Source organism: Gilliamella sp. Nev3-1 (assembly GCF_001690435.1).
Taxonomy (GTDB): domain Bacteria; phylum Pseudomonadota; class Gammaproteobacteria; order Enterobacterales; family Orbaceae; genus Gilliamella; species Gilliamella apicola_C.
Genome location: NZ_LZHN01000011.1, coordinates 18,077 through 40,376, shown reverse-complemented (window position 1 = coordinate 40,376; position 22,300 = coordinate 18,077). Strand labels below are relative to the sequence as shown.

The 22,300-nt window shown below is 33.9% G+C and carries 24 protein-coding genes and 1 other RNA gene; 11 read left to right on the top strand and 14 right to left on the bottom strand.

Features of this window, described 5'->3' with window-relative positions; genetic code table 11:
- Position 1: 1 nt before the first annotated feature.
- The 13 genes from A9G40_RS02630 to thrS form a co-directional block, all read right to left on the bottom strand.
- Positions 2–661 (bottom strand): ABC transporter ATP-binding protein, encoded by a 660-nt coding sequence (locus A9G40_RS02630; RefSeq protein ID WP_065581787.1) that lies wholly within the window; start codon positions 659–661, stop codon positions 2–4.
- Positions 661–1,464: an ABC transporter permease gene (locus A9G40_RS02625; RefSeq protein ID WP_065581786.1), complete on the bottom strand. Its 804-nt coding sequence runs from the start codon at positions 1,462–1,464 to the stop codon at positions 661–663. The genes A9G40_RS02630 and A9G40_RS02625 overlap by 1 nt, the downstream gene beginning before the upstream one ends.
- Positions 1,464–2,363, bottom strand: a complete 900-nt coding sequence (locus A9G40_RS02620; RefSeq protein ID WP_065581785.1) for a hypothetical protein — start codon at positions 2,361–2,363, stop codon at positions 1,464–1,466. Before A9G40_RS02620 ends, A9G40_RS02625 begins: the two co-directional genes overlap by 1 nt.
- Positions 2,364–2,392: 29 nt before the next feature.
- Positions 2,393–3,535, bottom strand: a complete 1,143-nt coding sequence (locus tag A9G40_RS02615) for a polysaccharide biosynthesis/export family protein (RefSeq protein WP_065581784.1) — start codon at positions 3,533–3,535, stop codon at positions 2,393–2,395.
- Positions 3,536–3,655: 120 nt separating this feature from the next.
- Positions 3,656–3,751, bottom strand: an RNA gene (ffs, locus tag A9G40_RS02610) — signal recognition particle sRNA small type.
- Positions 3,752–3,889: 138 nt separating this feature from the next.
- Positions 3,890–4,183 carry an integration host factor subunit alpha gene (locus tag A9G40_RS02605; RefSeq protein WP_065566618.1) on the bottom strand — a complete coding sequence of 98 codons (294 nt, stop codon included), beginning with the start codon at positions 4,181–4,183 and terminating at the stop codon, positions 3,890–3,892.
- Between the two features lie 4 nt (positions 4,184–4,187).
- The gene (pheT, locus tag A9G40_RS02600; protein WP_065581783.1) at positions 4,188–6,575 is read right to left on the bottom strand and encodes a phenylalanine--tRNA ligase subunit beta; all 2,388 of its coding nucleotides are present in this window, start codon (positions 6,573–6,575) and stop codon (positions 4,188–4,190) included.
- A gap of 16 nt (positions 6,576–6,591) precedes the next feature.
- Entirely contained in the window at positions 6,592–7,575 is a 984-nt protein-coding gene (pheS, locus tag A9G40_RS02595) for a phenylalanine--tRNA ligase subunit alpha (protein WP_065581782.1), read from the bottom strand.
- Between the two features lie 81 nt (positions 7,576–7,656).
- Positions 7,657–7,713 carry a pheST operon leader peptide PheM gene (gene pheM, locus A9G40_RS15700; RefSeq protein WP_141671930.1) on the bottom strand — a complete coding sequence of 19 codons (57 nt, stop codon included), beginning with the start codon at positions 7,711–7,713 and terminating at the stop codon, positions 7,657–7,659.
- 67 nt (positions 7,714–7,780) lie between these two features.
- Positions 7,781–8,134 (bottom strand): 50S ribosomal protein L20, encoded by a 354-nt coding sequence (rplT, locus tag A9G40_RS02590; RefSeq protein WP_024496189.1) that lies wholly within the window; start codon positions 8,132–8,134, stop codon positions 7,781–7,783.
- A gap of 32 nt (positions 8,135–8,166) precedes the next feature.
- On the bottom strand, positions 8,167–8,364 hold the full coding sequence (rpmI, locus tag A9G40_RS02585; protein ID WP_034945602.1) for a 50S ribosomal protein L35: 198 nt from the start codon (positions 8,362–8,364) through the stop codon (positions 8,167–8,169).
- 84 nt (positions 8,365–8,448) lie between these two features.
- Positions 8,449–8,988, bottom strand: a complete 540-nt coding sequence (infC, locus tag A9G40_RS02580) for a translation initiation factor IF-3 (RefSeq protein WP_065566615.1) — start codon at positions 8,986–8,988, stop codon at positions 8,449–8,451.
- 27 nt (positions 8,989–9,015) lie between these two features.
- Positions 9,016–10,941: a threonine--tRNA ligase gene (gene thrS / locus A9G40_RS02575; protein ID WP_065581781.1), complete on the bottom strand. Its 1,926-nt coding sequence runs from the start codon at positions 10,939–10,941 to the stop codon at positions 9,016–9,018.
- 262 nt (positions 10,942–11,203) lie between these two features.
- Here thrS and A9G40_RS02570 point away from each other — a divergent pair, with 262 nt between their 5' ends.
- Positions 11,204–11,665, top strand: a complete 462-nt coding sequence (locus tag A9G40_RS02570; RefSeq protein WP_065581780.1) for a YaiI/YqxD family protein — start codon at positions 11,204–11,206, stop codon at positions 11,663–11,665.
- Between the two features lie 29 nt (positions 11,666–11,694).
- Here the strand turns inward: A9G40_RS02570 and recO are convergent, their stop codons facing one another.
- Positions 11,695–12,387, bottom strand: coding sequence for a DNA repair protein RecO (gene recO / locus A9G40_RS02565; protein WP_065581779.1), 693 nt, complete (start codon positions 12,385–12,387; stop codon positions 11,695–11,697).
- 156 nt (positions 12,388–12,543) lie between these two features.
- Between recO and A9G40_RS02560 the strand changes: the two genes are divergently transcribed.
- From A9G40_RS02560 to artM, 10 genes are all read left to right on the top strand, one after another.
- Entirely contained in the window at positions 12,544–14,172 is a 1,629-nt protein-coding gene (locus tag A9G40_RS02560; protein WP_065581778.1) for a Na+/H+ antiporter, read from the top strand.
- A 21-nt stretch (positions 14,173–14,193) separates the two neighbouring features.
- Positions 14,194–14,679, top strand: a complete 486-nt coding sequence (ubiT, locus tag A9G40_RS02555) for a ubiquinone anaerobic biosynthesis accessory factor UbiT (protein ID WP_065581822.1) — start codon at positions 14,194–14,196, stop codon at positions 14,677–14,679.
- Between the two features lie 1,097 nt (positions 14,680–15,776).
- Positions 15,777–17,210 (top strand): exodeoxyribonuclease I, encoded by a 1,434-nt coding sequence (gene sbcB, locus A9G40_RS02550; protein ID WP_065581777.1) that lies wholly within the window; start codon positions 15,777–15,779, stop codon positions 17,208–17,210.
- A gap of 101 nt (positions 17,211–17,311) precedes the next feature.
- Positions 17,312–17,767, top strand: a complete 456-nt coding sequence (locus A9G40_RS02545; protein WP_081302123.1) for a CidA/LrgA family protein — start codon at positions 17,312–17,314, stop codon at positions 17,765–17,767.
- Complete coding sequence (locus A9G40_RS02540) at positions 17,764–18,453, top strand: CidB/LrgB family autolysis modulator (RefSeq protein ID WP_065581776.1); 690 nt, start codon at positions 17,764–17,766, stop codon at positions 18,451–18,453. The genes A9G40_RS02545 and A9G40_RS02540 overlap by 4 nt, the downstream gene beginning before the upstream one ends.
- Position 18,454: 1 nt before the next feature.
- Entirely contained in the window at positions 18,455–19,102 is a 648-nt protein-coding gene (locus tag A9G40_RS02535) for an ElyC/SanA/YdcF family protein (protein ID WP_065581775.1), read from the top strand.
- Between the two features lie 157 nt (positions 19,103–19,259).
- Positions 19,260–19,988, top strand: a complete 729-nt coding sequence (gene artP, locus A9G40_RS02530) for an arginine ABC transporter ATP-binding protein ArtP (protein ID WP_065581820.1) — start codon at positions 19,260–19,262, stop codon at positions 19,986–19,988.
- A 23-nt stretch (positions 19,989–20,011) separates the two neighbouring features.
- Positions 20,012–20,746 carry a transporter substrate-binding domain-containing protein gene (locus A9G40_RS02525; RefSeq protein WP_065581774.1) on the top strand — a complete coding sequence of 245 codons (735 nt, stop codon included), beginning with the start codon at positions 20,012–20,014 and terminating at the stop codon, positions 20,744–20,746.
- 134 nt (positions 20,747–20,880) lie between these two features.
- The gene (gene artQ, locus A9G40_RS02520) at positions 20,881–21,609 is read left to right on the top strand and encodes an arginine ABC transporter permease ArtQ (RefSeq protein ID WP_065581819.1); all 729 of its coding nucleotides are present in this window, start codon (positions 20,881–20,883) and stop codon (positions 21,607–21,609) included.
- 12 nt (positions 21,610–21,621) lie between these two features.
- On the top strand, positions 21,622–22,299 hold the full coding sequence (artM, locus tag A9G40_RS02515) for an arginine ABC transporter permease ArtM (RefSeq protein WP_065567551.1): 678 nt from the start codon (positions 21,622–21,624) through the stop codon (positions 22,297–22,299).
- Position 22,300 lies beyond the last annotated feature (1 nt).

Sequence of the window (22,300 nt, the reverse complement as noted above, 5' to 3'; positions counted from 1 at the left end):
ATTAAGCAATTTTTTGTTGATTATTATGATACTTATATGCTTGTTCAATCGTGTCAAATTGGTATAGATAACCATTATCTAATACCATTGCCTTATCGCAATAATTTTTTATAGCATTCATATTATGTGAGACTAAGATAAGAGCTCGATCTTTTTTGTTTTCAAACAATTCTTTTTTGCATTTTTCTGAAAATCTAGAATCACCAACAGCAATTACCTCATCAATCAGATAGCAATCAAATTCAATTGATAATGATAAAGCAAAAGCTAGGCGAGCTTTCATTCCTGAAGAGTATTTTTTTATTGGTTCAAATAAATAATCGCCTAATTCTGCAAAATCCTCAACATATTTTTTGGTTTTTTCAATGCTACATCCATAAATCCGACAAATAAATTTTAAATTATCCATTCCAGATAAACTACCTTGAAAACCACCTGAAAAAGCAAGTGGCCAAGAAATTGACATATTTCTTATTATTGAACCAGATGTCGGCTTTTCAATTTCACTAATAAGTTTTATAAGCGTTGATTTCCCTGCTCCATTTCGCCCTAATATACCTATTTTTTCTCCTCTTTGTAGGGAAAAATTAATATTATTTAAGATAGTTCTATAGCCTTTTCTTGTTAAATATCGTTTACTTACATCTTTAACAATGATCATTAATTATCCTCAAGAATATGATTTTCATTAATCTTAACCATAGTTAATCCGACAAATAATAAAACGATATTACATAAAACTAAGTAGTTTACATTATAATGAGTTATAACAGATGGGCCAAAATATCCTGAACGAAACATTTCTGTGCCATTAACTGGAGGAATATAAAGCAATATCTCTTGAATGTTACCAGGGAACGTGTCAATCCAAAAGAAAGCACCAGAAAGAGGCATAAGTATAAAACTTAAAGTACTCCACATTTTATTAAAAACTTCATATTTAGCGGATAAAACAAAGATTATTAAACCTAAACCAAGAGAAAACCAGCTCATTAACCCCCAAGCACATAGCATATAAAAAGGATCATAAGGCATGGCAATTAATCCTACAAAAGTAAAAAGCAATATAACAAATACTTGAGCTGCGCTTGCACCAATCATTTCAAGAAAAACACGTGCGTAAACTAAATCTAAAATCTTAATATTACGATGATATAGCAATGCTTGATTAGCTGTAACTGAACCTTTAGCTCTAGATGAAGCATTGCGCCACATCATTGCCATTGGATAGCCTGTTAGAACAAATGCAACAATATTAAGATTAGATACATGATTTATTTTAAAAAAAAACCACATTAAACTTATTAAGAAAGTTAATGACATAGGCTCAACAAATAACCAAAGAAAACCAATATTATTACGACCATAACGAGTAATAATTTCTCTTAGAATCAAGGCGTTTAATACATTGGCCTGTATTTTTAAGGAACGTATAAACGATGTTTGTGTAACTACTTCAGCCATTAATCTCTATGCTCTCTTACTCCAGCTACAAGTAAATTAATAATACCATATATTAAAAAACTAATTATAAAGGTTGCAATGATATTATAAATTCGTGCAGGTTTAAACGATACATCAGATAAACTAGGTTGTTCAATTCGTTCTAAGTACAGTTGTTTTTTTGTTATTTCAACTTGCGCATTACGTAACGACAATGTTGCCGCTTCAAATTGTTGTTTAGCTACTGTGTTATTAATCAGTATCTGCTGATATTCGGCTAAATTAGCATCTTTATTTTTATTTTTTTGAAATTCGGACAAGGCTTGGGCTTCTTTCTTCATCTGAGATTCAGCATTTTTTAATTCTGCTAAAGATGCTGTTATGAGGTCTTGTTTAGCACGCAAATTTATCTGATTAACAAAGCCTTCAGCTTGCCTTAATAATTGTTCATTTATTTTGAACGCATCTTGCATATCAAAAGCATTTACATTGATTGTTGCAATTCCTGTGGAACTATCAAAATTAACACTGATCATATTACTCATATATCGATAAAAATATTCTTTTTTGTCATAAAAATCAAAATGAAACCCATTAAATCGAGATATTATGTCGCCCTTCTTCGTATACCATTCTTGTACTGGTAAAACTTTTTCTACAGAAGATAATGCATCTCTAGATTTGATATACGACAAGACTACATATGAGTCATCGTTGGAACGTGAAATTCCAACTTTTGAAAAAAAAGTACCTAGACCGCCTAATGATGATTGGGTATCTGAAGAACGTATAATATATGTAGCTTCTGAAGTATAAATATTCTCAGCTATTAACCCAAAATAAATCATTGATAATAAAGTTGGCAATGTAACTAATAAGTGCAATAACCAACTTTTTTTTCTTTTAAATTTTAAGTGCATAATCTCTCACAAGTGGATTAGTAAAAAAATTATTCACTAATCTGGTTGACTTGATTAACAACTCCAACACCTGGTGAAAAAATTGCATATAAGAATTTTTGTAATTCTATAATTGGAGCAGATGCAACATAAACGATATCATTATTTTGAACCTGAAAATTCTTCATTATAAATAATGAATTGGGGTTATTTAAATCTATTTGGTAAACCGTCGGAACTAATTCTTTCTTATTATTAGCTGATGATGTTTCTTGATATCTAAAGACAAAGACACCTCGTGCATCAGATTGGTTATCGCGTAAACCACCAATACGAGCTAATGCCTGAGATAAATTAATTCCAACAGCTTCAAAACGAACTTCTTTAGTAGCACCTATAGCTCCCATAGAAATAAAAGAGTTTGGCCTATTAATTAAAGTAATGACATCATTTTTTTGTAGTTGTACATTAAATTTAGGATTAGATAAAACTAAACTCAGTGGGATTTCGTTAACTTTATTGTTTCTAGTAATTTGAATTAAAGTATCTTTAATGTCATACATGCTACTACCCAACATAGTAACTGCATCTAGTAATTGCTCGCCCTTAGCTGTTATCGGCATTTTACCGCTAAATTTATCACCGATTACGGTCACACTTGATGATCTTTTTTCTAAAACTGAAACCATAATTTGAGGTCTATTTGCAATGCCAGATAATTTTTCAATTATCTCTTTTTGTACTTGTGCAGGAGTCTTATTAATAACTCTTATAGTTCCAACAAATGGTAAAGAAATAACTCCTTGAGAATCAACAACAACCACTGGTAAATCAGTTAATCCTGTTCTCGGTGCACCAGTATCGCTTGAACCTGTAAATAATATTGCCGGAGGGGTTTCAATAATAGAAATTTTTAAAATATCACCTTTTCCAATATTATCCACTTTTTTAGCTTGGGCACTTTTTTTGTTTATAAATTTCACGAAGTTGGATAAATTAGTTTGGTCCCTTTTTATAGAATCAGGCGAAGTATTTAAACTAACGATTTTAACTTTACTATAAATCGTATCTAATCCAACCTGTTTTTTATTCATATTTTTTATGGAAGAAAAATTGGGCCCAGCATGAGGTAAAAATGTACAACCACTTAAAATCATTGCTAATGCTATTGGAATAAGAGATGGGGATTTCAAAATAAATTCCTTGTCATCAATAAGTTATTTTTTAGTGCGTTATAAATTACAAAATAACACCTAATTATTTATAATTTTTAAAAATAGATAAATTTACTATAAAATACGCCTTGGAGGAGACTCTATCAGCCACATCCCACACACATATTTTTTACTTTGGCTGCTTCCTTCCGGACCTGACCTGATGAGCAAAAAAATGTTGCAAGAGGACCCATAAAGCCTCCATTGAAGAATGATTATTATGCTTTATTTACGAAATTAATACAAGCACTTTTACAAATAAAAGTTAGCCTTTCCAGTGTTTTTAACAAGAGAAAGGCTATTATATTAAGCAAGCAGAATAAGAACTTAATATTAGATAACTAAATTTTTTTCTACACGCTCTCTGAATTTAATTCCAGGTCTAAAGGTAACAACTCGTCGAGCTGAGATATCAACACTTTCTCCTGTTTTAGGATTTCGACCAGGGCGTGAGTTTTTATCTCGTACCGAAAAATTACCAAATCCAGATAATTTTACTGGCTCCCCTTTTTCCAAAGCCACTCGAATCTCTTCAAAAAAGAGTTCAACAAGGACTTTAGCTTCTTGACGATCAATGGTAAATTTTTCGGCAAGACGATCTGCAATATCAGCTTTAGTTAATGTCATATTATTATTCTCTTAATAGGGCTTTAAAACGATTTTGTAAAGCAGTAACGCATTTACTTACAATGTTTGTTATATCTTCTTCTTCAAGTGTACGTGATTTATCTTGTAAAATCAAACTGATAGCAAGACTTTTTTGATTTTCTTTGATATTTTCACCTTGGTAAACATCAAACAAATTAACTTTAATAAGTTGCTCACCACCAGCCCGCTTACACTCAGAAATAATATCAGCTACTGGAATTGTATTTGATACCACAATAGCTATATCTCGTTTGTTCGAAGGATACTTTGATAAGTCTTGAGCAACAGGTACTGTCTTGTTATTAATTTTAGCTAAATTTATTTCAAAAACAAGTGTTTTACTATTTAAAGATAATTTTTTTTCAATTTCTGGATGTAAGACACCTAGATAGCCTAATAGCTCATCATTCAAATAGATAGTAGCACTTTGTCCAGGATGCAAGGCAGGTAGTTGAGTTTTTTTAAACTGTACTTTATCCGCACAGCCTAAAAGAGAAAAGATTGATTCAATATCACCTTTAAGATCATAGAAATCGACATTCTTTTTAGGAAGTTGCCAATGCTCTTCATATAAGCTACCTGTAACAATGCCTGATAACATTAACTCTTGATGTACACCTAATTCATCTTTTTCATCCGGTATAAAACGCAACCCTGTTTCAAACAATCTAACCCGAGATTGCTGGCGATTTTGGTTGTATAGTACTGCATCTAATAAGCCAGACCATAGTGATAAACGCATAACTGACATTTCACTTGAAATGGGGTTAGGTAATGTGATCTCTGGCTGCTCAGGGTGAAGAATGTGTTGAATTTTGGGATCAACAAAGCTATATGTTACGGCTTCTTGATATCCTCTATCAACTAATAAGTCTTTTATTCTTCGCAATGATATTTGGCTTTCAGGCTTTGGTTTCATTACTGACTCAATTTTTAAATTGGCATTTGGAATATTGTTATAGCCATAAATACGCGCAATTTCTTCAACTAAATCTTCTTCGATTTGCAAATCAAAACGCCAACTTGGTGATTTTACAGTCCAAACATTGTCATTATATTCGACTTCACAACCAAGCCTAATTAAAATATCGGTGATTTTTTGTGTCTCAATTGCATAACCAATGATACGATCAATTCTATTACGACGAAGCTTAATTATTGCTTGTTTTGGTAGTTCACTTTGCTGTGTTACATCAATAATTGGACCAACTTCACCACCACAAATATCAACTAGTAATTGACTCGCTCGTTCCATTGCAACAAATTGTAAAGACGGATCAACACCACGCTCATAACGATGCGAAGCTTCAGTATGTAAGCCATATTCTCGAGCTTTACCTGTTATTGCTAATGGATTAAAAAATGCAGATTCAAGAAATACATTTTTAGTTGTTTGTGTTACAGCCGATTTTTCACCCCCCATAATTCCGGCTAAAGCCAAAACCTTTTGGTGATCGGCAATTACTAAAGTTTTATCATTAAGGTTAACTTCATTACCGTTAAGTAAGACCAGTTTTTCATCATTACTTGCGTAACGAACAACTATTCCCTTTTCTATCTGAGTCAAATCAAATGCATGCATTGGATGACCAAGTTCTAATAATACATAGTTAGTTATATCTACAACTGCATCAATTGAACGAATTCCACCTCGACGTAATTTCTCTTTCATCCAAAGTGGAGTGGCTGCATTAACATTAATATTTTTGATTACACGTCCCAAATAGCGAGGAGTGGCTTGAGGAGCATCTATCTGTATTGATAAGGTATCGGTAATGGTTGCAGGAATACTGTCAACTTGTAGCTCTTTCATTGAAATATTGTTAACTGCAGAAATGTCTCTAGCAACGCCAATAATACCAAAACAATCTGCTCTATTCGGTGTTACGCTGATATCAATCATGACATCATTTAAATTCAAATATTCACGTATGTCTTGTCCTAACGGTGCATTATCAGGTAATTCAATAATACCATTATGTTCATCAGAAATTCCTAATTCAGAATAAGAGCACAACATGCCTTCTGATGGCTCTCCCCGCAATTTAACTGGTTTTATTTTAAAATCGCCAGGCAATACAGCGCCTACCGTTGCACAAGCAACCATTAAACCTTTACGGCAATTTGGTGCCCCGCAAACTATATCCAGTAATTCAGTTTTACCAATATCGACTTTTGTGACACGAAGTTTATCTGCATTAGGATGTTGCATACATTCAACGACTTTACCGACAACAACACCTGTAAAATCGCCTGCTACTTTTTCAACATCATCGACTTCTAAACCAGCCATTGTTAATTGATCAGCTAACTTTTCGCTACTAATTTCTGGATTGATCCATTCACGTAGCCAACTTTCACTAAATTTCATGTTTTGATCTCCAGAATTAATTAAATTGCTTTAAAAAACGTAAATCATTTTCAAAGAAAGAACGCAAATCAGTGACACCGTAACGTAACATTGTTAGCCGCTCGATTCCCATACCAAAAGCAAAGCCACTGTACACTTCAGGATCAATGCCTACATTACGTAATACATTAGGATGAACCATTCCGCAACCTAACACTTCTAGCCACTTGCCATTTTTCGCTTTAATATCAACTTCTGCTGACGGTTCTGTAAATGGAAAATAAGCTGGTCTAAAACGAATTTCCATATTATCTTCAAAAAAGCAATGAAGAAAATCGTGTAATAACCCTTTTAAATGTGTAAAGCTGATATCCTTATCAACCAGTAAGCCTTCCATTTGGTGGAACATTGGCGTATGAGTTTGATCGTAATCATTACGATAAGTTCTTCCTGGAGCAATGATTCGAATTGGTGGTTTTTGGTTTTCCATTGTGCGAATTTGCACCGTAGAAGTTTGTGTTCTTAATAATCGTTTTGAGTCAAACCAAAATGTATCGTGATCAGCTCTAGCAGGGTGATGAGCAGGAATATTTAATGCGTCAAAATTATGATAGTCATCTTCAATTTCAGGCCCCGTTTCAACAGCAAAACCAAGTTCGCCAAAAAAATCGACTAACCGATTAATCGTTTTTGTCACTGGATGTAATCCACCTAATTCAATTGATTTTCCTGGCAACGTAATATCAATTGTTTCATTAGCTAGTTTTGCATCAAGAGCCTGACGCTCTAAAAACTTGCGCTTATGATTTAATATTTCAACAACTTTTTGCTTTGCATCATTTATTTTTTGACCGACAGCTGGGCGCTCATCAGCTGGAACATCGCGTAATGAAGCCATTTGCATTGTAAAATGACCTTTTTTACCAAAATACTCCACCCGAATTTGTTCGATCGAATTAATGTCATTAGCATTTTCAATAGCGGATTTGGCATTATTTACCAGTTCAACTAATTGAGACATACAGTTCTCCTGCTTATTGTTTATTGCATAAAAAAAGCCTCTTTTGAGGCTTTTATAATTATTTTTCGTTTTTTCTTTGCCTCACAAAATAGTATTGCTAAAGCAATCAAAAAAGAAACGAAAAATAACTAACTTCATAATTAATCAACTCTTATAATAAAAATGAAAATATAAAAGCCGAGATAACTCGGCTTTTATAAAGCTATTATAGTGCCGCTTTTGCTTTCTCAACTAATGCGGCAAATGCATTTTTGTCAAATACAGCAATGTCAGCAAGGATCTTACGATCGATTTCAATTGATGCTTTCTTTAAACCATTGATAAAACGGCTATAAGAAAGACCACATTGACGAGCTGCCGCATTAATACGGACAATCCATAATTGACGGAATTGACGTTTACGTTGACGACGGTCACGATAAGCATACTGTCCTGCTTTAATTACTGCTTGGAAAGCAACACGGTATACACGTGAACGTGCACCATAGTAACCTTTTGCTTGTTTTAAAATTTTCTTGTGACGTGCACGAGCAATAACACCACGTTTAACACGAGCCATAAATTATATCCTCTAAATAATTAACCAATAACTTAAGCGTATGGAACACACGCAGTAACTAAACCTAAATCGCCTTTTGACACGGTGGTCAAACCACGTAAATGACGTTTACGCTTAGTTGATTTTTTAGTTAGGATATGACTCTTGTTAGCTTGCTTATGCTTAAAGCCACCAGAAGCTGTTTTTTTAAAGCGCTTTGCTGCGCCTTTTACAGTTTTAATTTTAGGCATTTTATTAATTTCCACTTCGCATTGTTAATAAAAATAAAATAATGGTGTAATCTTTGATGAATCAAAAATTAACTTGTAAAACCATTACTTCTTCTTCGGCGCAAGCACCATAATCATTTGGCGCCCTTCAATCTTAGTTGGATAAGATTCAATGACAGCCAAATCAGCTAAGTCCTCTTTAATACGATCAAGCATTTCAGATCCTAACTGTTGGTGAGCCATTTCACGTCCACGAAAACGCAACGTTACTTTAGCTTTATCGCCATCTTCAAGAAAGCGAATCAGGCTGCGGAGTTTTACCTGATAGTCGCCTTCGTCTGTACCAGGTCGGAACTTAATTTCCTTAACCTGAACAATCTTTTGCTTCTTCTTCTGCTCTTTTGTTGCTTTACTCTTTTCATAGAGGAATTTGCCATAATCCATAATTCGACAAACAGGTGGCTCTGCATTAGGGCTTATTTCGACTAAATCAAGAGTTGCTTCTTCAGCTTGTTTTAAAGCTTCGTCTAAGCTTACTATACCGAGCTGTTCACCATCGACGCCGGTTAACCTCACCTCACGAGCTGTAATTTCATCATTGATCTTATGCGCGCGTGTTGACTGAATACGTTTACTGACTTTAATATCTCATTCCTCCAAATTAATTTATCATTAATTCATTTGTTCTAATGAACGACTATGAATTTCGTTAAGCAACAATTCTATAACATGTTTCACTTCAAAGCTACCAAGATCTTTACCTTGGCGTGTTCGAACTGAAATTGTTCCTGATTCCATTTCTTTGTCTCCACAAACAAACATATAAGGAACACGTTTAAGAGTATGCTCACGGATTTTAAACCCAATTTTCTCATTTCTCAAGTCTGCTTTTGCTCTAATACCAACTTTTTGTAATTTTTCGCATAATTGTTTGGCATATTCAGCTTGATTATCAGTGATGTTTATTACTGCAACTTGTAATGGAGCAAGCCATGTTGGAAAGAACCCCGCACAGTTTTCAGTTAAAATCCCCATAAAACGCTCCATTGAGCCCAAAATAGCTCTATGGATCATAACTGGAATATGACGTTCGTTATCTTCACCTACATAAGTTGCATCTAAACGTTCAGGCAACATAAAGTCAAGCTGAACAGTACCACATTGCCATGCACGACCTAAACAATCATGTAAAGTAAACTCGATCTTCGGTCCATAAAATGCGCCTTCACCTGGTAAGTACTCAAATTCTATGCCATTTTCAGTTAAACATTCAGCCAAATCTTTTTCAGCAAGATCCCATGTTTCATCTTTACCAATTCGTTTTTCTGGGCGAGTTGATAACTTAACCGTAATGTCAGTAAATCCAAAAGTGCTATAAGTATCATAAACCATTTCAATACAGCTGTTAACTTCGCTACGAATTTGGCCTTCCGTACAAAAAATATGTGCATCATCCTGCGTAAAGCCTCGAACACGCATTAATCCGTGCAAAGATCCTGACGGCTCATTTCGATGACAACTACCAAATTCAGCCATACGCAATGGTAAATCACGATATGATTTTAACCCTTGGTTAAAAATTTGCACGTGCCCTGGGCAATTCATTGGTTTAATACAATATTCACGATTTTCAGATGAAGTCACAAACATTAACTCTTTATAATTACCCCAATGCCCTGTTTTTTCCCATAAAATGCGATCCATCATGAAAGGGCCTTTGACTTCTTGATAATCGTATTCCTTTAATTTGGTGCGAACGAAAACTTCAAGCTCACGGAAGATAATCCAACCATCATTATGCCAAAATACCATACCCGGTGCTTCTTCTTGCATATGGTAAAGATCAAGTTGTTTACCTATTTTTCGGTGATCACGTTTGGCTGCTTCTTCTAAGAATTGTAAATAACTATCGAGTTGTTTTTTATCAGCCCATGCAGTGCCATAAATGCGTTGTAACATTTTATTATCACTGTTACCACGCCAGTAAGCGCCGGCGACTTTTTGCAATTTAAAATGGTGGCAAAAACGCATATTAGGCACATGTGGCCCTCGGCACATATCAATATATTCTTCGTGATGATAAAGTGCTGGTTTTGAATCTTTAGGAATATTTTCATCTAAGATAGCTATTTTATAGGGTTCATGTCGTTTCCAAAATACTTCCCTAGCTTGCTCCCAACTAACCACTTCTTTTTTTACTTCGTAATCTTTTTTAGCCAATTCATGCATACGTTTTTCTAATGCATCAAGATCTTCTTGCGTCAAAGAGTGATCTAAATCAACATCATAATAAAAGCCATTATCAATAGTTGGACCAATGGCCATTTGCGTATCAGGCCATAATTGCTTAATAGCATGACCTAATAGATGCGCACAAGAGTGACGTATAATTTCAAGACCATCCTCATCTTTTGCCGTAATAATGGCTAATGTGGCATCTTGTTCTATCAAATCACAAGCGTCTTTACGCTCACCATTTACACGTCCAGCTATACATGCTTTTGCTAGCCCTGCACCTATGCTTTGTGCAACTTCTAAAACAGTAACGGCTTTATCAAATTGACGTTGACTTCCGTCAGGAAGAGTAATTATTGGCATAATAAATCCTTATAACAGTGGTGCGCCACACGAAAGCGCACTTGCATACATAAATAAAGTAGACCGCATATACTATCACTTATCATTAAGATTTTAAATAGAAACAATTGCCGTAGCATCAACATGAACATATGTATAAAATAGACTATAACGTATCCTAACTCTGTAACACTTTTACAAAAAATAATTGATTGTTTTTTTATAATAGACGATATAATCACTAAATATTGGAAGTTTTAATTGAATATTGAATAGAGTAACTATGAACATTTGGATTGATGCTGATGCATGCCCTAACCCAATTAAAGAGATTTTATATCGAGTAGCAAATCGAAAAGCCATTAATACAATATTAATAGCTAATCAACGATTAACGATTCCCCTCTCACCTTACATTCAAAGTTTACAAGTTGGAAAAGGATTTGATGCCGCAGATAATAAAATTATTGAGTTAGTTAAAAAAAACGATTTAGTTATCACATCCGACATTCCACTTGCATCAGATGCATTAAATAAAGGCGCTTTAGTACTCACACCACGAGGAGAACAATATACACTCGATACGATAAAAGAGCGGCTAACTATACGCGATTTTATGGAAACTATGCGAGCTAGTGGCGTACAATCTAAAGGCCCTTCTCCTTTTTCAATTAAAGATAGAGAAAAGTTTGCCAATCAACTTGATAAATTAATTCATCACTTTTCTAATAAATCTTTCTATTAGTATTATGTATAAATTGTAATTGGTAAAAATTAGAGCTTCAAAAATAGTTCTCTGCTTTTAAAAGGTTTTGATCCTACATAAGGTTTTAATGCCATTCGAGTAAAACGTTTTGCGGCTTTCAGTGTATCATCACTATTAAATTGGCGTTTTCCTAGTGCCAAAACTTGTTTACCTGTAAAACTGGTACTGTTTTTTAATAAGCTACTAATAAACCCTTTTTCACTTTGATATTGATAATTCATCGATTCGACAATACTATCGCCAGTGGCACAGCAGTGAAAAAAATCAACACAATAGCCTAAATTATCTAATAAGGATAATTCAAAAGCTCGTAGCACATTTTCAGCAGAAACCTGTTGTGCTAATTGTTGCAAGCTTTTTAAGTAGTCATCAAAAAGTGTTGGCATTTCAGTTTCAGTGACTAAGACTCGGTGTAATAGTTCATTTAAGTAAAAAGCACTATATAAATAAACAGATGCTAATGGCAAAGAGAGAGACATTGCTTCAACTTGACGCAATGTTTTTATGTCACCTTGACCTGAATATTGTACAATTAGTGGAGTAAAAGGTTGCAACATCCCTTTTAATGATGAACGTTTTCTTTTTGCTCCCTTAGCTAAAACCGTTATTTTTCCAACATTTTCAGCAAACAAATCAACTAATAGGCTGCTTTCAGTATAAGAACGAGTGTGTAATATAAATGCCCTTTGCCAACTTTCCATCAAAAATACCTGTTAATTAATTCGATTATTTTTTAATTAAAATTTGTATCTGACCAAAATTTAGGTGATTCTACGAAATTTTCACCTGAAATTTAACTAAAGATCCTGTATAATCAATATAAACAACAGGATTATAGGATAAATAAAAGGAAAACTATGGAACTTTTTTCAATAATTTTACTCTTGGTGCTAATTGTATCACTTTCTGGTGTCGTTGTTAAAATGTTGCCAATTCAAATTCCATTACCTTTAATGCAAATATTACTAGGTTGTATATTGGCAGCATTTAATGTTTATGTAGAATTTGATCCAAAATTATTTCTCGTTTTATTTATTCCCCCTTTACTTTTTGCTGACGGACGCAAAACGTCAGTTAAAGATTTTATCTACAATGGTAGAGAAATCATCGGATTAGCTTTAGTTTTAGTTGTCATTTCGATTATTGCATTGGGTTACATTCTTTATTGGATACTACCAAATGTTCAGTTAGCTGCATGCTTAGCCTTAGCTGCTGTGTTATCTCCAACCGATGCTGTAGCATTAAGTGGAATTGTGGGTAAAGGACGAATAGAAAAAGAAAAAATGGAAATCATTGAGGGCGAAGCATTAATGAATGATGCTTCCGGCTTAGTTTCTTTAAATTTTGCTATAGCAATTGCAGCTGGCACATTACAATTTGACTTATTACAAATTAGCGTAACCTTTTTTATCGTCGCCATTGGTGGTTTAGCTATTGGTGTCTTATTTACTTGGTTATATGCACGTATTTTACGTAAAATAAATCAGCTGACTCACAATGATCCAGCTATTCAAATTGTATTACTATTCTTACTTCCATTTGCCGCTTATATCATTGCAGAAGAATTCCACTGCTCAGGTATTTTAGCTGCTGTAAGTGCAGGTATGACAGTAAACCATTCAGGTATGATGCGAAATGCACCGTTAACTGCACGCTTACAATCAGATAGCACATGGTCAATGTTAACTTTTGTGTTTAATGGATTTGTGTTTGTTTTATTAGGTATTCAGCTACCAAGCATTTTAAATAATACTTTTGCAGAAAACCAAATAGATAAATCAATTGAAGTGTGGCAATTATGTTTAATTGTATTATTTGTCTTTGCAGTGCTAATGGGAACTCGATTTGCTTGGTTATGGGCAATGAAGCATATGCCTGCTATGCCTTTTGGAACCAAACGTCCACTTGCATTTAGAGCTTATTCAACAAGAGATCTTTTAATTTCGACATTTGCAGGCGTTCGAGGTGCTATTACTCTAGCGGGTGTATTAGCAATACCAATAAGTATTAGTGGCCGTTATCAACTTGTTTTTATTGCAGCAGGTATCATTTTAATTTCATTAATTACAGCGGTTATAATATTACCTATCTTATTACGAGGTAGTGTCATTTTAGATAATTCTGAACAACACAATGAAATTTTAACAGTTAAAGGACATATGGCCGAAGAAGCCATTACTAGTCTTGAAAAAATGCAAAACAATTTATTACAAGAAACATCAGAAACAGGTTTAGATCAAGAGATTATTCATGAAATTGGCTCTCGTGTTATTGGTTCGTTAAGACGGCGAACGGGTCTGAAAGACTTAGAACAAAAAGCACTTGAGGCAGAAAATCTAGAAAGGCGTATGCGTCTAGTAGCAATTGGTGCAGAACGTACAGCTTTACTACAAATGAAAGTTCGTAATGAAGTTAGTGAAGAAGTTTATGAACATTTAAGTACTGATTTAGATATCTATGAAAAAATGATTTCTGGAGATGCCTAAATGATTGGATCAAGAAGCGAAATTTTAAGCAAGATTCATTCACAGTTTGTTAATAAAGCGCCCCATATTTTGGGGCTTACTTTACGACACATTCCTTTTAATATAAAAAAGCAGGCCATAGAGCAATTATTACAGTTACAATTTGAACATTCCCTTGAAGATGGTGATCTCGACTTTTTAGAAAATCGATGGCTTAAAATTCAAGTTACCGATCTTGGTCTTATTTGGTTTGTAAGCCTTATTGACAATAAACTTGTCGTAAGCAGAGAAGAGATTGCTGATGTAAGTTTTATTGGTAATGCTAATGATTTGATTATGATAGCAACCAGACGTCAAGATCCTGATACCCTATTCTTTCAACGACGTTTAATTGTTGAAGGTGATACTGAGCTGGGTCTTTACGTTAAAAATTTAATGGACTCAATTGAATTGGAGTCTATGCCAAAATTATTAAGACTGACACTCGAAAAATTGGCTGATATTATCGAAAGTGCCCCCAAAGACTAAACTAGTATATAAGAAAGATGATTATAATGCATCACAATCGCCAAACCGTTGTGGTGCGAAGTAGCTAGTATAAATCACCTTTCTACTTTCTTCGCTTCACCGAGTCTAAAATTGTAATGCATGTTTTAATCTAGGATCTAGAATTAAAAAACCAAATAAAATCAATAACTTTTCTGACGGTTTTTTATTATGCTTATTTACGGTTCTTTTCAGATGCATCATAGCCTTGCCCTTAATATCATGCACTAAGTTTGGTGTGCTTAATAGCTATTTGATTTTAGTTCACATTTAAGCAAGCGTAATACCTGACATGTTAGGAAAGTCTCAGTATAAATACCTGTTAGTAATTAATGGCGCTCAGTACCGAAATAATCATAGAATGATCCTGCAACTTAGGTTGATCATAGTAAGCACAATGGCTTAAGCCAACAATTACACCGTTCGTAGCAATAGCAATAAAATAATTTTTCCTAAGTCGTTTTAATCAAATTTTACGTGACCTTGTGGGCTTTAAAGTTTTTTCATAATTTCCTACTGAAGTTATGATTTTAAGCTAAGTTCGGTAAGCATCTGTTTAAGATTAACCTGATGTCTAAAGTTTCCATTCCGCCACATTTTTCTCACCATATACAAAAAGATAAATTACCCATGCTATATTTACGGCACAGTTCTTTAACAAGAGCGCTTGCCTTGGTTTCTTTTAAAATAGATAAAATTTGATGTTCAGCCATTTTTTCATACTTAAATCCCCTTTTACTTTTATCATCGAGAATTTTCTACCTTATTTACTGTACTGTTTTAGAAGATAGTTACAATCAGTAACGAAATTGAAATGCAATTGTTTCTTTTTATGATATCCTTACACCTAAACCATCGGTTAGCTCAAACAACCCTGTATAAGGTTTATTTAATATTGATTTGCTATCACTTAGCGCCATTTTTTACATTCTGTACATATATAAAAAAATAGTTATGTACTCAATCGGTGCACATTTGCAATGTGAACAAATCAAGACACGTAAATAACTAAAACAAAAATGAACAAATATCAATTTAATTAAATTTAAATAAAAAACGATACTAAACAAAAAAGCACCATGAAAAACAACCTAGAACAGCCAACTTTTTACTTTCATGATTATGAAACATTTGGAATTCATCCAGCATTAGACCGCCCTGCTCAATTTGCTGGAGTTCGTACTGATGCGGATTTTAATATTATTGAAGACCCACTAGTGATATATTGCCGTCAAACACAAGATTATCTACCTAGTCCAGAAGCTGTACTCATCACTGGAATTACACCTCAAAAAGCCAATCAAGAAGGTATTTGTGAAGCAGAATTTACCCGACTAATTCATCACGCTTTTTGCCACCCCAATACCTGTATTTTAGGCTATAACAATATTCGTTTTGACGATGAAGTAACGCGTAATATTTTATATCGCAATTTTTACGATCCCTATTCTTATAGTTGGCAAAATGGTAATTCAAGATGGGATCTTCTTGATGTTGTTCGAGCGTGTTATGCGCTAAGACCTGAAGGTATCAACTGGCCGATTAATGATGCGGGATTACCTAGCTTTCGTTTGGAGCATTTAACAAAAGCGAATCATATTGAACATGAGCATGCACATGATGCAATGTCTGATGTGTATGCAACAATTGCCATGGCAAAATTAATAAAAACAAAACAACCTAAACTTTTCAATTACTTTTTTACATTACGCAACAAAAATAAAGTTGCTGAGCTTATTGATGTAATTAATATGAATCCTATTGTTCATATATCGGGCATGCTAGGTAGCCATCGAGGCAATCTATCATTAGTTTGCCCTATTGCTTGGCATCCGTTACAAAATAATGCCGTTATTGTTTGTGATTTAACTGGAGATATTAACTCAATTATTGATTTACCAGCAGAAAAAATTAAAGAAAAACTTTATACAAAAACAGAAGATCTTGAACTTAATGAATCACGAATTCCTTTAAAGTTAATTCATATAAACAAATGCCCTATTGTTGCTCCGTTAAAAACACTATTACCCGAAAACGCAACAAGGTTTGATATTGATATAGAACAATGTTTAATCAATCAACAACGGCTATTGCAAAATCAAACAATATTGCAAGATAAAATGAGAGAATTATTTGCAATAGATAATCATTTTTCGATTAGTTCTGATGTTGATGGTCAAATATATAGTGGTTTTTTAAATAGCCAAGACAAATTACGCTGTGAAACTATTCGAACAACTCCGCCACATTTATTAGACAGCTTATCATTCACATTTGATGATCCTCGCTTAGCAACGCTATTTTTTAGATATAAAGCACGCAATTACCCAGAAATACTAACAGAGCATGAACAGGTTATTTGGAAGGATTATTGCCGCGATAAATTTAATATCCAAAAAATTCAAGATTACTTACTAACCTTAGAACAGCTTGCGGAAACTTATATAGAACAGCCGGAAAAACTTTTAATACTAAAACAACTTTATCACTATTGTCATTATTTAGTTGGATAATTAGATTTGACGGGCGTATGATATGCTTTATTCGATTTATGTCAACGCTAACTACAGGCATATAGTCATAATTAAAAATTAAGATTAATAGCATTCACGTTATGAAACATTTTTTAGCGAAGCACGCCACAATAAGACATCGGCTTTATTCTTTGTACTATACACTGTTCAGTTATAGCCGAGGGTTGATTATACTGACTATTTGCTTATGGGTGGGAAACATTATTTCTAAAATATTACCGATAATGATCCCTGGTAGTATTATCGGTTTGTTGATTCTATTTTTCTTACTTGCTTTTCAACTTATTCCTACTTGTTGGGTTAAAAATAGTTGTAACCTTTTCATGCGCTACATGACATTACTTTTTATTCCCGCAGCTATGGGAATAATGGATAATTATTCACTCTTATTGCAAAACTGGATACCTATAATATTTAGTAGTGTAGGAGGATCACTCATCGTACTGCTACTAACTGCATTTTTAACTGAACATTGCCATCGCTTACCAACTAAGAACTCAATTGTTGAACCCCAAAAAAAGGAAAATCAACCATGATATGGATGTTGCCTTTAACGCTTGGCGTTTTTCTCATTGTTCGTCGGGCTGCATTTAAACTAAAAAATCCGCTATTCAACCCTTTAGTGATTTCAGTCATTGTGTTAATTCCAATTTTACTAATAACCAACACAAGTTATGTAGAATATGTTAGTAACATACAAATTATTAATGACTTATTACCTTACTCCGTAGTTGCTTTAGCCTACCCTTTGTATGAATTAATTCCACAAATCAAAGCACGTTGGAAATCGATAATGCTTATTACTTTTACCGCATCAATCGCTTCAATGATAACAGGTGTTTGTATTACATTTTGGTTAGGTGGTAATGGTGAAATAGCCGCATCGGTTTTACCAAAATCAGTTACAACGGCAATTGCAGTGACTATTGCCAGCAATCAGGGAGGAATTCCGTCTATTGCAGCATTATGTGTAATACTTGTTGGCACATTAGGTGGCATATTTGGGCATCAAATATTAAATTTATTTAAAATAAAATCAGCCTCAGCTAGAGGTTTATCTATTGGTGCTGTGTCGCATGCTGTTGGCACTGCTCGTTGTATTGAAGTAGATTACAACGAAGGAGCCTACAGTTCGTTATCCTTAGTACTATGCGGTATTATGACATCATTGACAGCGCCTTTTTTATTTCCAATAATGGTAATTATTTTTGACTGGTTATAGCATGAACTTAAAAAAGCTTATTGCTTATTTTACTGGATTGTGCTTGATTACAATGTCTGCAATATTGGGGTTAGACTATTGGATCAGCTACAAAACAGCACCTTATATTTACCATGATGAAAACAAACTGCCATACCGTGCGATCGGTGTGGTACTCGGTACAGCAAAATATGTTCGTGGTGGCGGAATAAATGGTTTTTATCGAAATCGTATTGATGGAGCCATCGATCTATATTGGCAAAATAAAGTTGATTATCTATTATTAAGTGGCGATAACGCGCTTTTGAGTTACAACGAACCAATCACCATGAAGAAGGATTTAATAAAAGCAGGCATTCCTAGCGATTCGATTGTTTTAGATTATGCAGGCTTTAGAACATTTGATTCGGTAGTTCGTGCCAATAAAGTATTTGATGCCAATGACTTTACTATTATTACGCAAGAATTTCACTGTGAACGGGCTATTTTTATTGCGCTTGCGCATAACATTCAAGCGCAATGCTTTGCTGTGCCAGCGCCAGCAAGCATGAAACTAGTGCGCATTCGTGAAATGTTTGCGCGCGTCAGTGCCTTTATTGATCTCTATATTCTTAATAAAGAACCTAAATATCTTGGTCCAGTAATTCCTATCATTACTAATAGTCATTAGTTTTATTTAGCCTAAATTTTTTGTAAAGAGAATTCAGGTAATGCATCTATTTTGGGATAAAAACACAGCAAAGAAAAGATTGTCCAATAAATTAGATTGCATTTTTATGCAAAAAAAAGTAATATTTAATCAATTATACAGTCAAGAAAAATATATAATGAATATTGAATTAAACCATATTAACTGTTTTTATGGTGCACATCAGGCCTTAAATGATGTTTCTCTTAGCTATCCACTTGGCGAAACAATTGTATTACTTGGTCAAAGTGGTGCCGGTAAAAGCTCTTTATTAAAAGTATTCAATTTACTTGAAATACCGACATCAGGTAAAATGACTATTGCCAAATCGCATTTTGATTTTTCCGAAAAAATCAGCGAATCCACAATTCGACATCTTCGCAAAAATGTCGGCATGGTTTTTCAAAATTACAATTTATGGCCACATTTAACGGTGTTAGAAAATTTGATTGAAGCGCCCTGCCAAGTTTTAAAGTTATCGAAAAAAGAAGCTAGCGATAAAGCAATGGCAATTTTAGCGCGGTTACAAATTGATAATATGGCTCAGCGTTATCCCCTTCATCTATCAGGAGGTCAACAGCAAAGAGTGGCTATTGCAAGGGCATTAATGATGGAGCCACAAATATTATTATTTGATGAACCAACAGCCGCATTAGATCCAGCGATCACATCACAAATTGCTGAAATTATTAATGAACTTTCGCAAACAGGTATTACACAAATTATTGTGACCCATGAAGTCGATTTTGCACGCAAAGTAGCTTCACAAGTCATTTATATGGAGCATGGCAAAATTATTGAGCAAGGGCAACTTGAATGCTTTGCACATCCTAAAACCGAGCAATTTAAAGCTTATTTATCACATTAATTAAAATAAAATTGGGTGGATATATGAAAAAAACGTTACTAGCCATTTGTCTTGCAGGAACAACATTTTTAGCTCAAGCTGTAGACACTTTAACCATTGGCACTGAAGCAACTTATGCGCCTTTTGAATTTACTAATGAAAAAAATGAAATTATTGGCTTCGATATTGATGTCATAAATAAAATTTGTGATGAAATAAAAGCATCTTGTAAAGTGGTTAATCAATCATTTGATGGCCTGATTCCTAGCTTAAAAACACGTCGAATTGATGCTGCTATAGCGGGTATTGACATTACGCCAGAACGACAAAAACAAGTTGATTTTACAAAAATTTATTATGATGACAGCTCAATTCAGTTTATTACATTAAAAGATACACTAACGGATCTTGAACAATTAAAGGGTAAACGTGTTGGGATCCAAAAAGGCACAACTTATCCAAAATATCTAAATGAAAAGTACCCAGATGTAAAACAGGTAAGTTATGACAGCTATCAGTACGCTATTTTAGATTTAAAAGCTAAGCGAATTGATGCAATCGTTTCAAGTTCAATTGTTGCTGGTGAATGGTTAGGTAAAGATGCAGACATTGTTCCTTTAAGTGATAAAATTATTGACCACAACTTTTTTGGTGAAGGGCTAGGAATTGCGATACGTAAAGGTAACGAAAAGCTACTTAACCAATTTGATCAAGCAATAGATAAACTGAAAGCTAACGGTGAACTAGATGCTATCTATAAAAAATGGTTTAACAAATAAACTTTATATTTAAATATATATTTTATAATAATGACCTCGCCGCATTCACTTGCGGCGAATTTATTTTTTAATTTAATCTTGGTTTTTTTATGTTTGATTTTTTTGCAAATGAAATGAAATGGGTTTTGTCTTCAATGGATGGTTACATTTTGCCACTTATTGAAGCTACTTCTACCACATTATCATTAGCCTTTGTATCATTAATTGTTGGGATTATATTTGCTTTTATTTTCTCAATATTAGAATCCGTTCCATTCAAACCCATTGCATGGACCATGTCTTTATTTAACTTAACTATTCGAGCATTACCCGAATTATTAATTGTGATAGCCATTTATAACGGTTTACCGTTATTATTGATATTATTAAATGATGGTTTCACCATCGATCTGTATTTTACCTCTTTAACAATACAGCTAAACATTGAAGATTTTAATGTTAGTCCTTTTTTATGTGGTGTTTCCGCACTTTCTCTTCTCTATGCTGTTTATGCCTCTCAAACTTTACGTGGTGCATTTAAAGCAATTTCTAATGGACAACGGCAGGCCGCGCAAGTTTTAGGACTAAGCAAATCTCGCACATTCTTTCGCATTATTATGCCACAAATGTGGCGCCATGCTTTACCAGGTCTAAGTAATCAATGGTTAATATTATTAAAAGATACGGCTTTAGTTTCAGCAATTGCCATTAATGATTTAATGATGCAAACCAAAGCCATTGTTGCACGAACCAATCAACCTTTTTTATGGTATATCGTGGCTATGATTATTTATCTAATTATCTCAATTTTTAGTCAAAAAATTATATCGCGCATTGAAAAACGCTCAACCTATTTTGAACAACCTACCTCAGCGAAAAATTAGTAAGGTCGCATTATGTTTGATAATTTTATTCATTACCTAAAAATAATCTGCCAAGGTCTCCCTGAAACATTAAGTTTAAGCATTTTAGGTATTTTATCTGCAGGAGTTATTGCTACTTGCTTATCATGTTTATTATCACTAAATCACTTTATACTAAATAAAGTGATACGCACATATATTATTATATTTACCGGTACACCTTTACTTGTACAGCTATTACTCATTTATTATGGGCCATCACAGTTTAAAGATATTTTAATCAAAGTACCATTACTTTATAATACCATCTCTTCACCTTGGTTTTGTGCCTATTTGGCATTAACACTTAACAGCGCTGCTTATACAACGCAAATTTTTTATGGCTCGTTAAAAGCCTTACCTAAAGGACAATGGCAAGCTTGTAAAGCACTTGGTATGGATAAAATACAAACGTTAAAAGTTGTTTTTCCTTATGCTTTAAAACGTGCACTTTCCACTTATTCAAATGAAGTCGTGTTTGTCGTAAAAGGTACTGCATTAGCCGCAATGATTCCTGTGATGGATGTGATGGGTTATAGTAATGATTTGAATGCGGATTATTACGATTTCACTATTTTTATTGCTGCTGGGCTAGTTTACCTCTTGATAAATGGTTTGCTTAGCACCATTATGAGGATAATAGAGAAAAAAGCCCTCACATTTGAAAACTAAT

Coding starts and splice junctions, on each gene's coding strand:
- rpmI (WP_034945602.1), bottom strand. CDS start 8,364: ATGCCTAAAATTAAAACTGTAAAAGGCGCAGCAAAGCGCTTTAAAAAA.
- artQ (WP_065581819.1), top strand. CDS start 20,881: ATGGATGGTTACATTTTGCCACTTATTGAAGCTACTTCTACCACATTA.
- A9G40_RS02525 (WP_065581774.1), top strand. CDS start 20,012: ATGAAAAAAACGTTACTAGCCATTTGTCTTGCAGGAACAACATTTTTA.
- A9G40_RS02605 (WP_065566618.1), bottom strand. CDS start 4,183: ATGACATTAACTAAAGCTGATATTGCAGATCGTCTTGCCGAAAAATTT.
- pheT (WP_065581783.1), bottom strand. CDS start 6,575: ATGAAATTTAGTGAAAGTTGGCTACGTGAATGGATCAATCCAGAAATT.
- sbcB (WP_065581777.1), top strand. CDS start 15,777: ATGAAAAACAACCTAGAACAGCCAACTTTTTACTTTCATGATTATGAA.
- A9G40_RS02630 (WP_065581787.1), bottom strand. CDS start 661: ATGATCATTGTTAAAGATGTAAGTAAACGATATTTAACAAGAAAAGGC.
- artP (WP_065581820.1), top strand. CDS start 19,260: ATGAATATTGAATTAAACCATATTAACTGTTTTTATGGTGCACATCAG.
- artM (WP_065567551.1), top strand. CDS start 21,622: ATGTTTGATAATTTTATTCATTACCTAAAAATAATCTGCCAAGGTCTC.
- thrS (WP_065581781.1), bottom strand. CDS start 10,941: ATGCCAATAATTACTCTTCCTGACGGAAGTCAACGTCAATTTGATAAA.
- A9G40_RS02535 (WP_065581775.1), top strand. CDS start 18,455: ATGAACTTAAAAAAGCTTATTGCTTATTTTACTGGATTGTGCTTGATT.
- recO (WP_065581779.1), bottom strand. CDS start 12,387: ATGGAAAGTTGGCAAAGGGCATTTATATTACACACTCGTTCTTATACT.
- A9G40_RS02570 (WP_065581780.1), top strand. CDS start 11,204: ATGAACATTTGGATTGATGCTGATGCATGCCCTAACCCAATTAAAGAG.
- rplT (WP_024496189.1), bottom strand. CDS start 8,134: ATGGCTCGTGTTAAACGTGGTGTTATTGCTCGTGCACGTCACAAGAAA.
- A9G40_RS02625 (WP_065581786.1), bottom strand. CDS start 1,464: ATGGCTGAAGTAGTTACACAAACATCGTTTATACGTTCCTTAAAAATA.
- pheS (WP_065581782.1), bottom strand. CDS start 7,575: ATGTCTCAATTAGTTGAACTGGTAAATAATGCCAAATCCGCTATTGAA.
- A9G40_RS02560 (WP_065581778.1), top strand. CDS start 12,544: ATGGAACTTTTTTCAATAATTTTACTCTTGGTGCTAATTGTATCACTT.
- A9G40_RS02545 (WP_081302123.1), top strand. CDS start 17,312: ATGAAACATTTTTTAGCGAAGCACGCCACAATAAGACATCGGCTTTAT.
- A9G40_RS02540 (WP_065581776.1), top strand. CDS start 17,764: ATGATATGGATGTTGCCTTTAACGCTTGGCGTTTTTCTCATTGTTCGT.
- A9G40_RS02620 (WP_065581785.1), bottom strand. CDS start 2,363: ATGCACTTAAAATTTAAAAGAAAAAAAAGTTGGTTATTGCACTTATTA.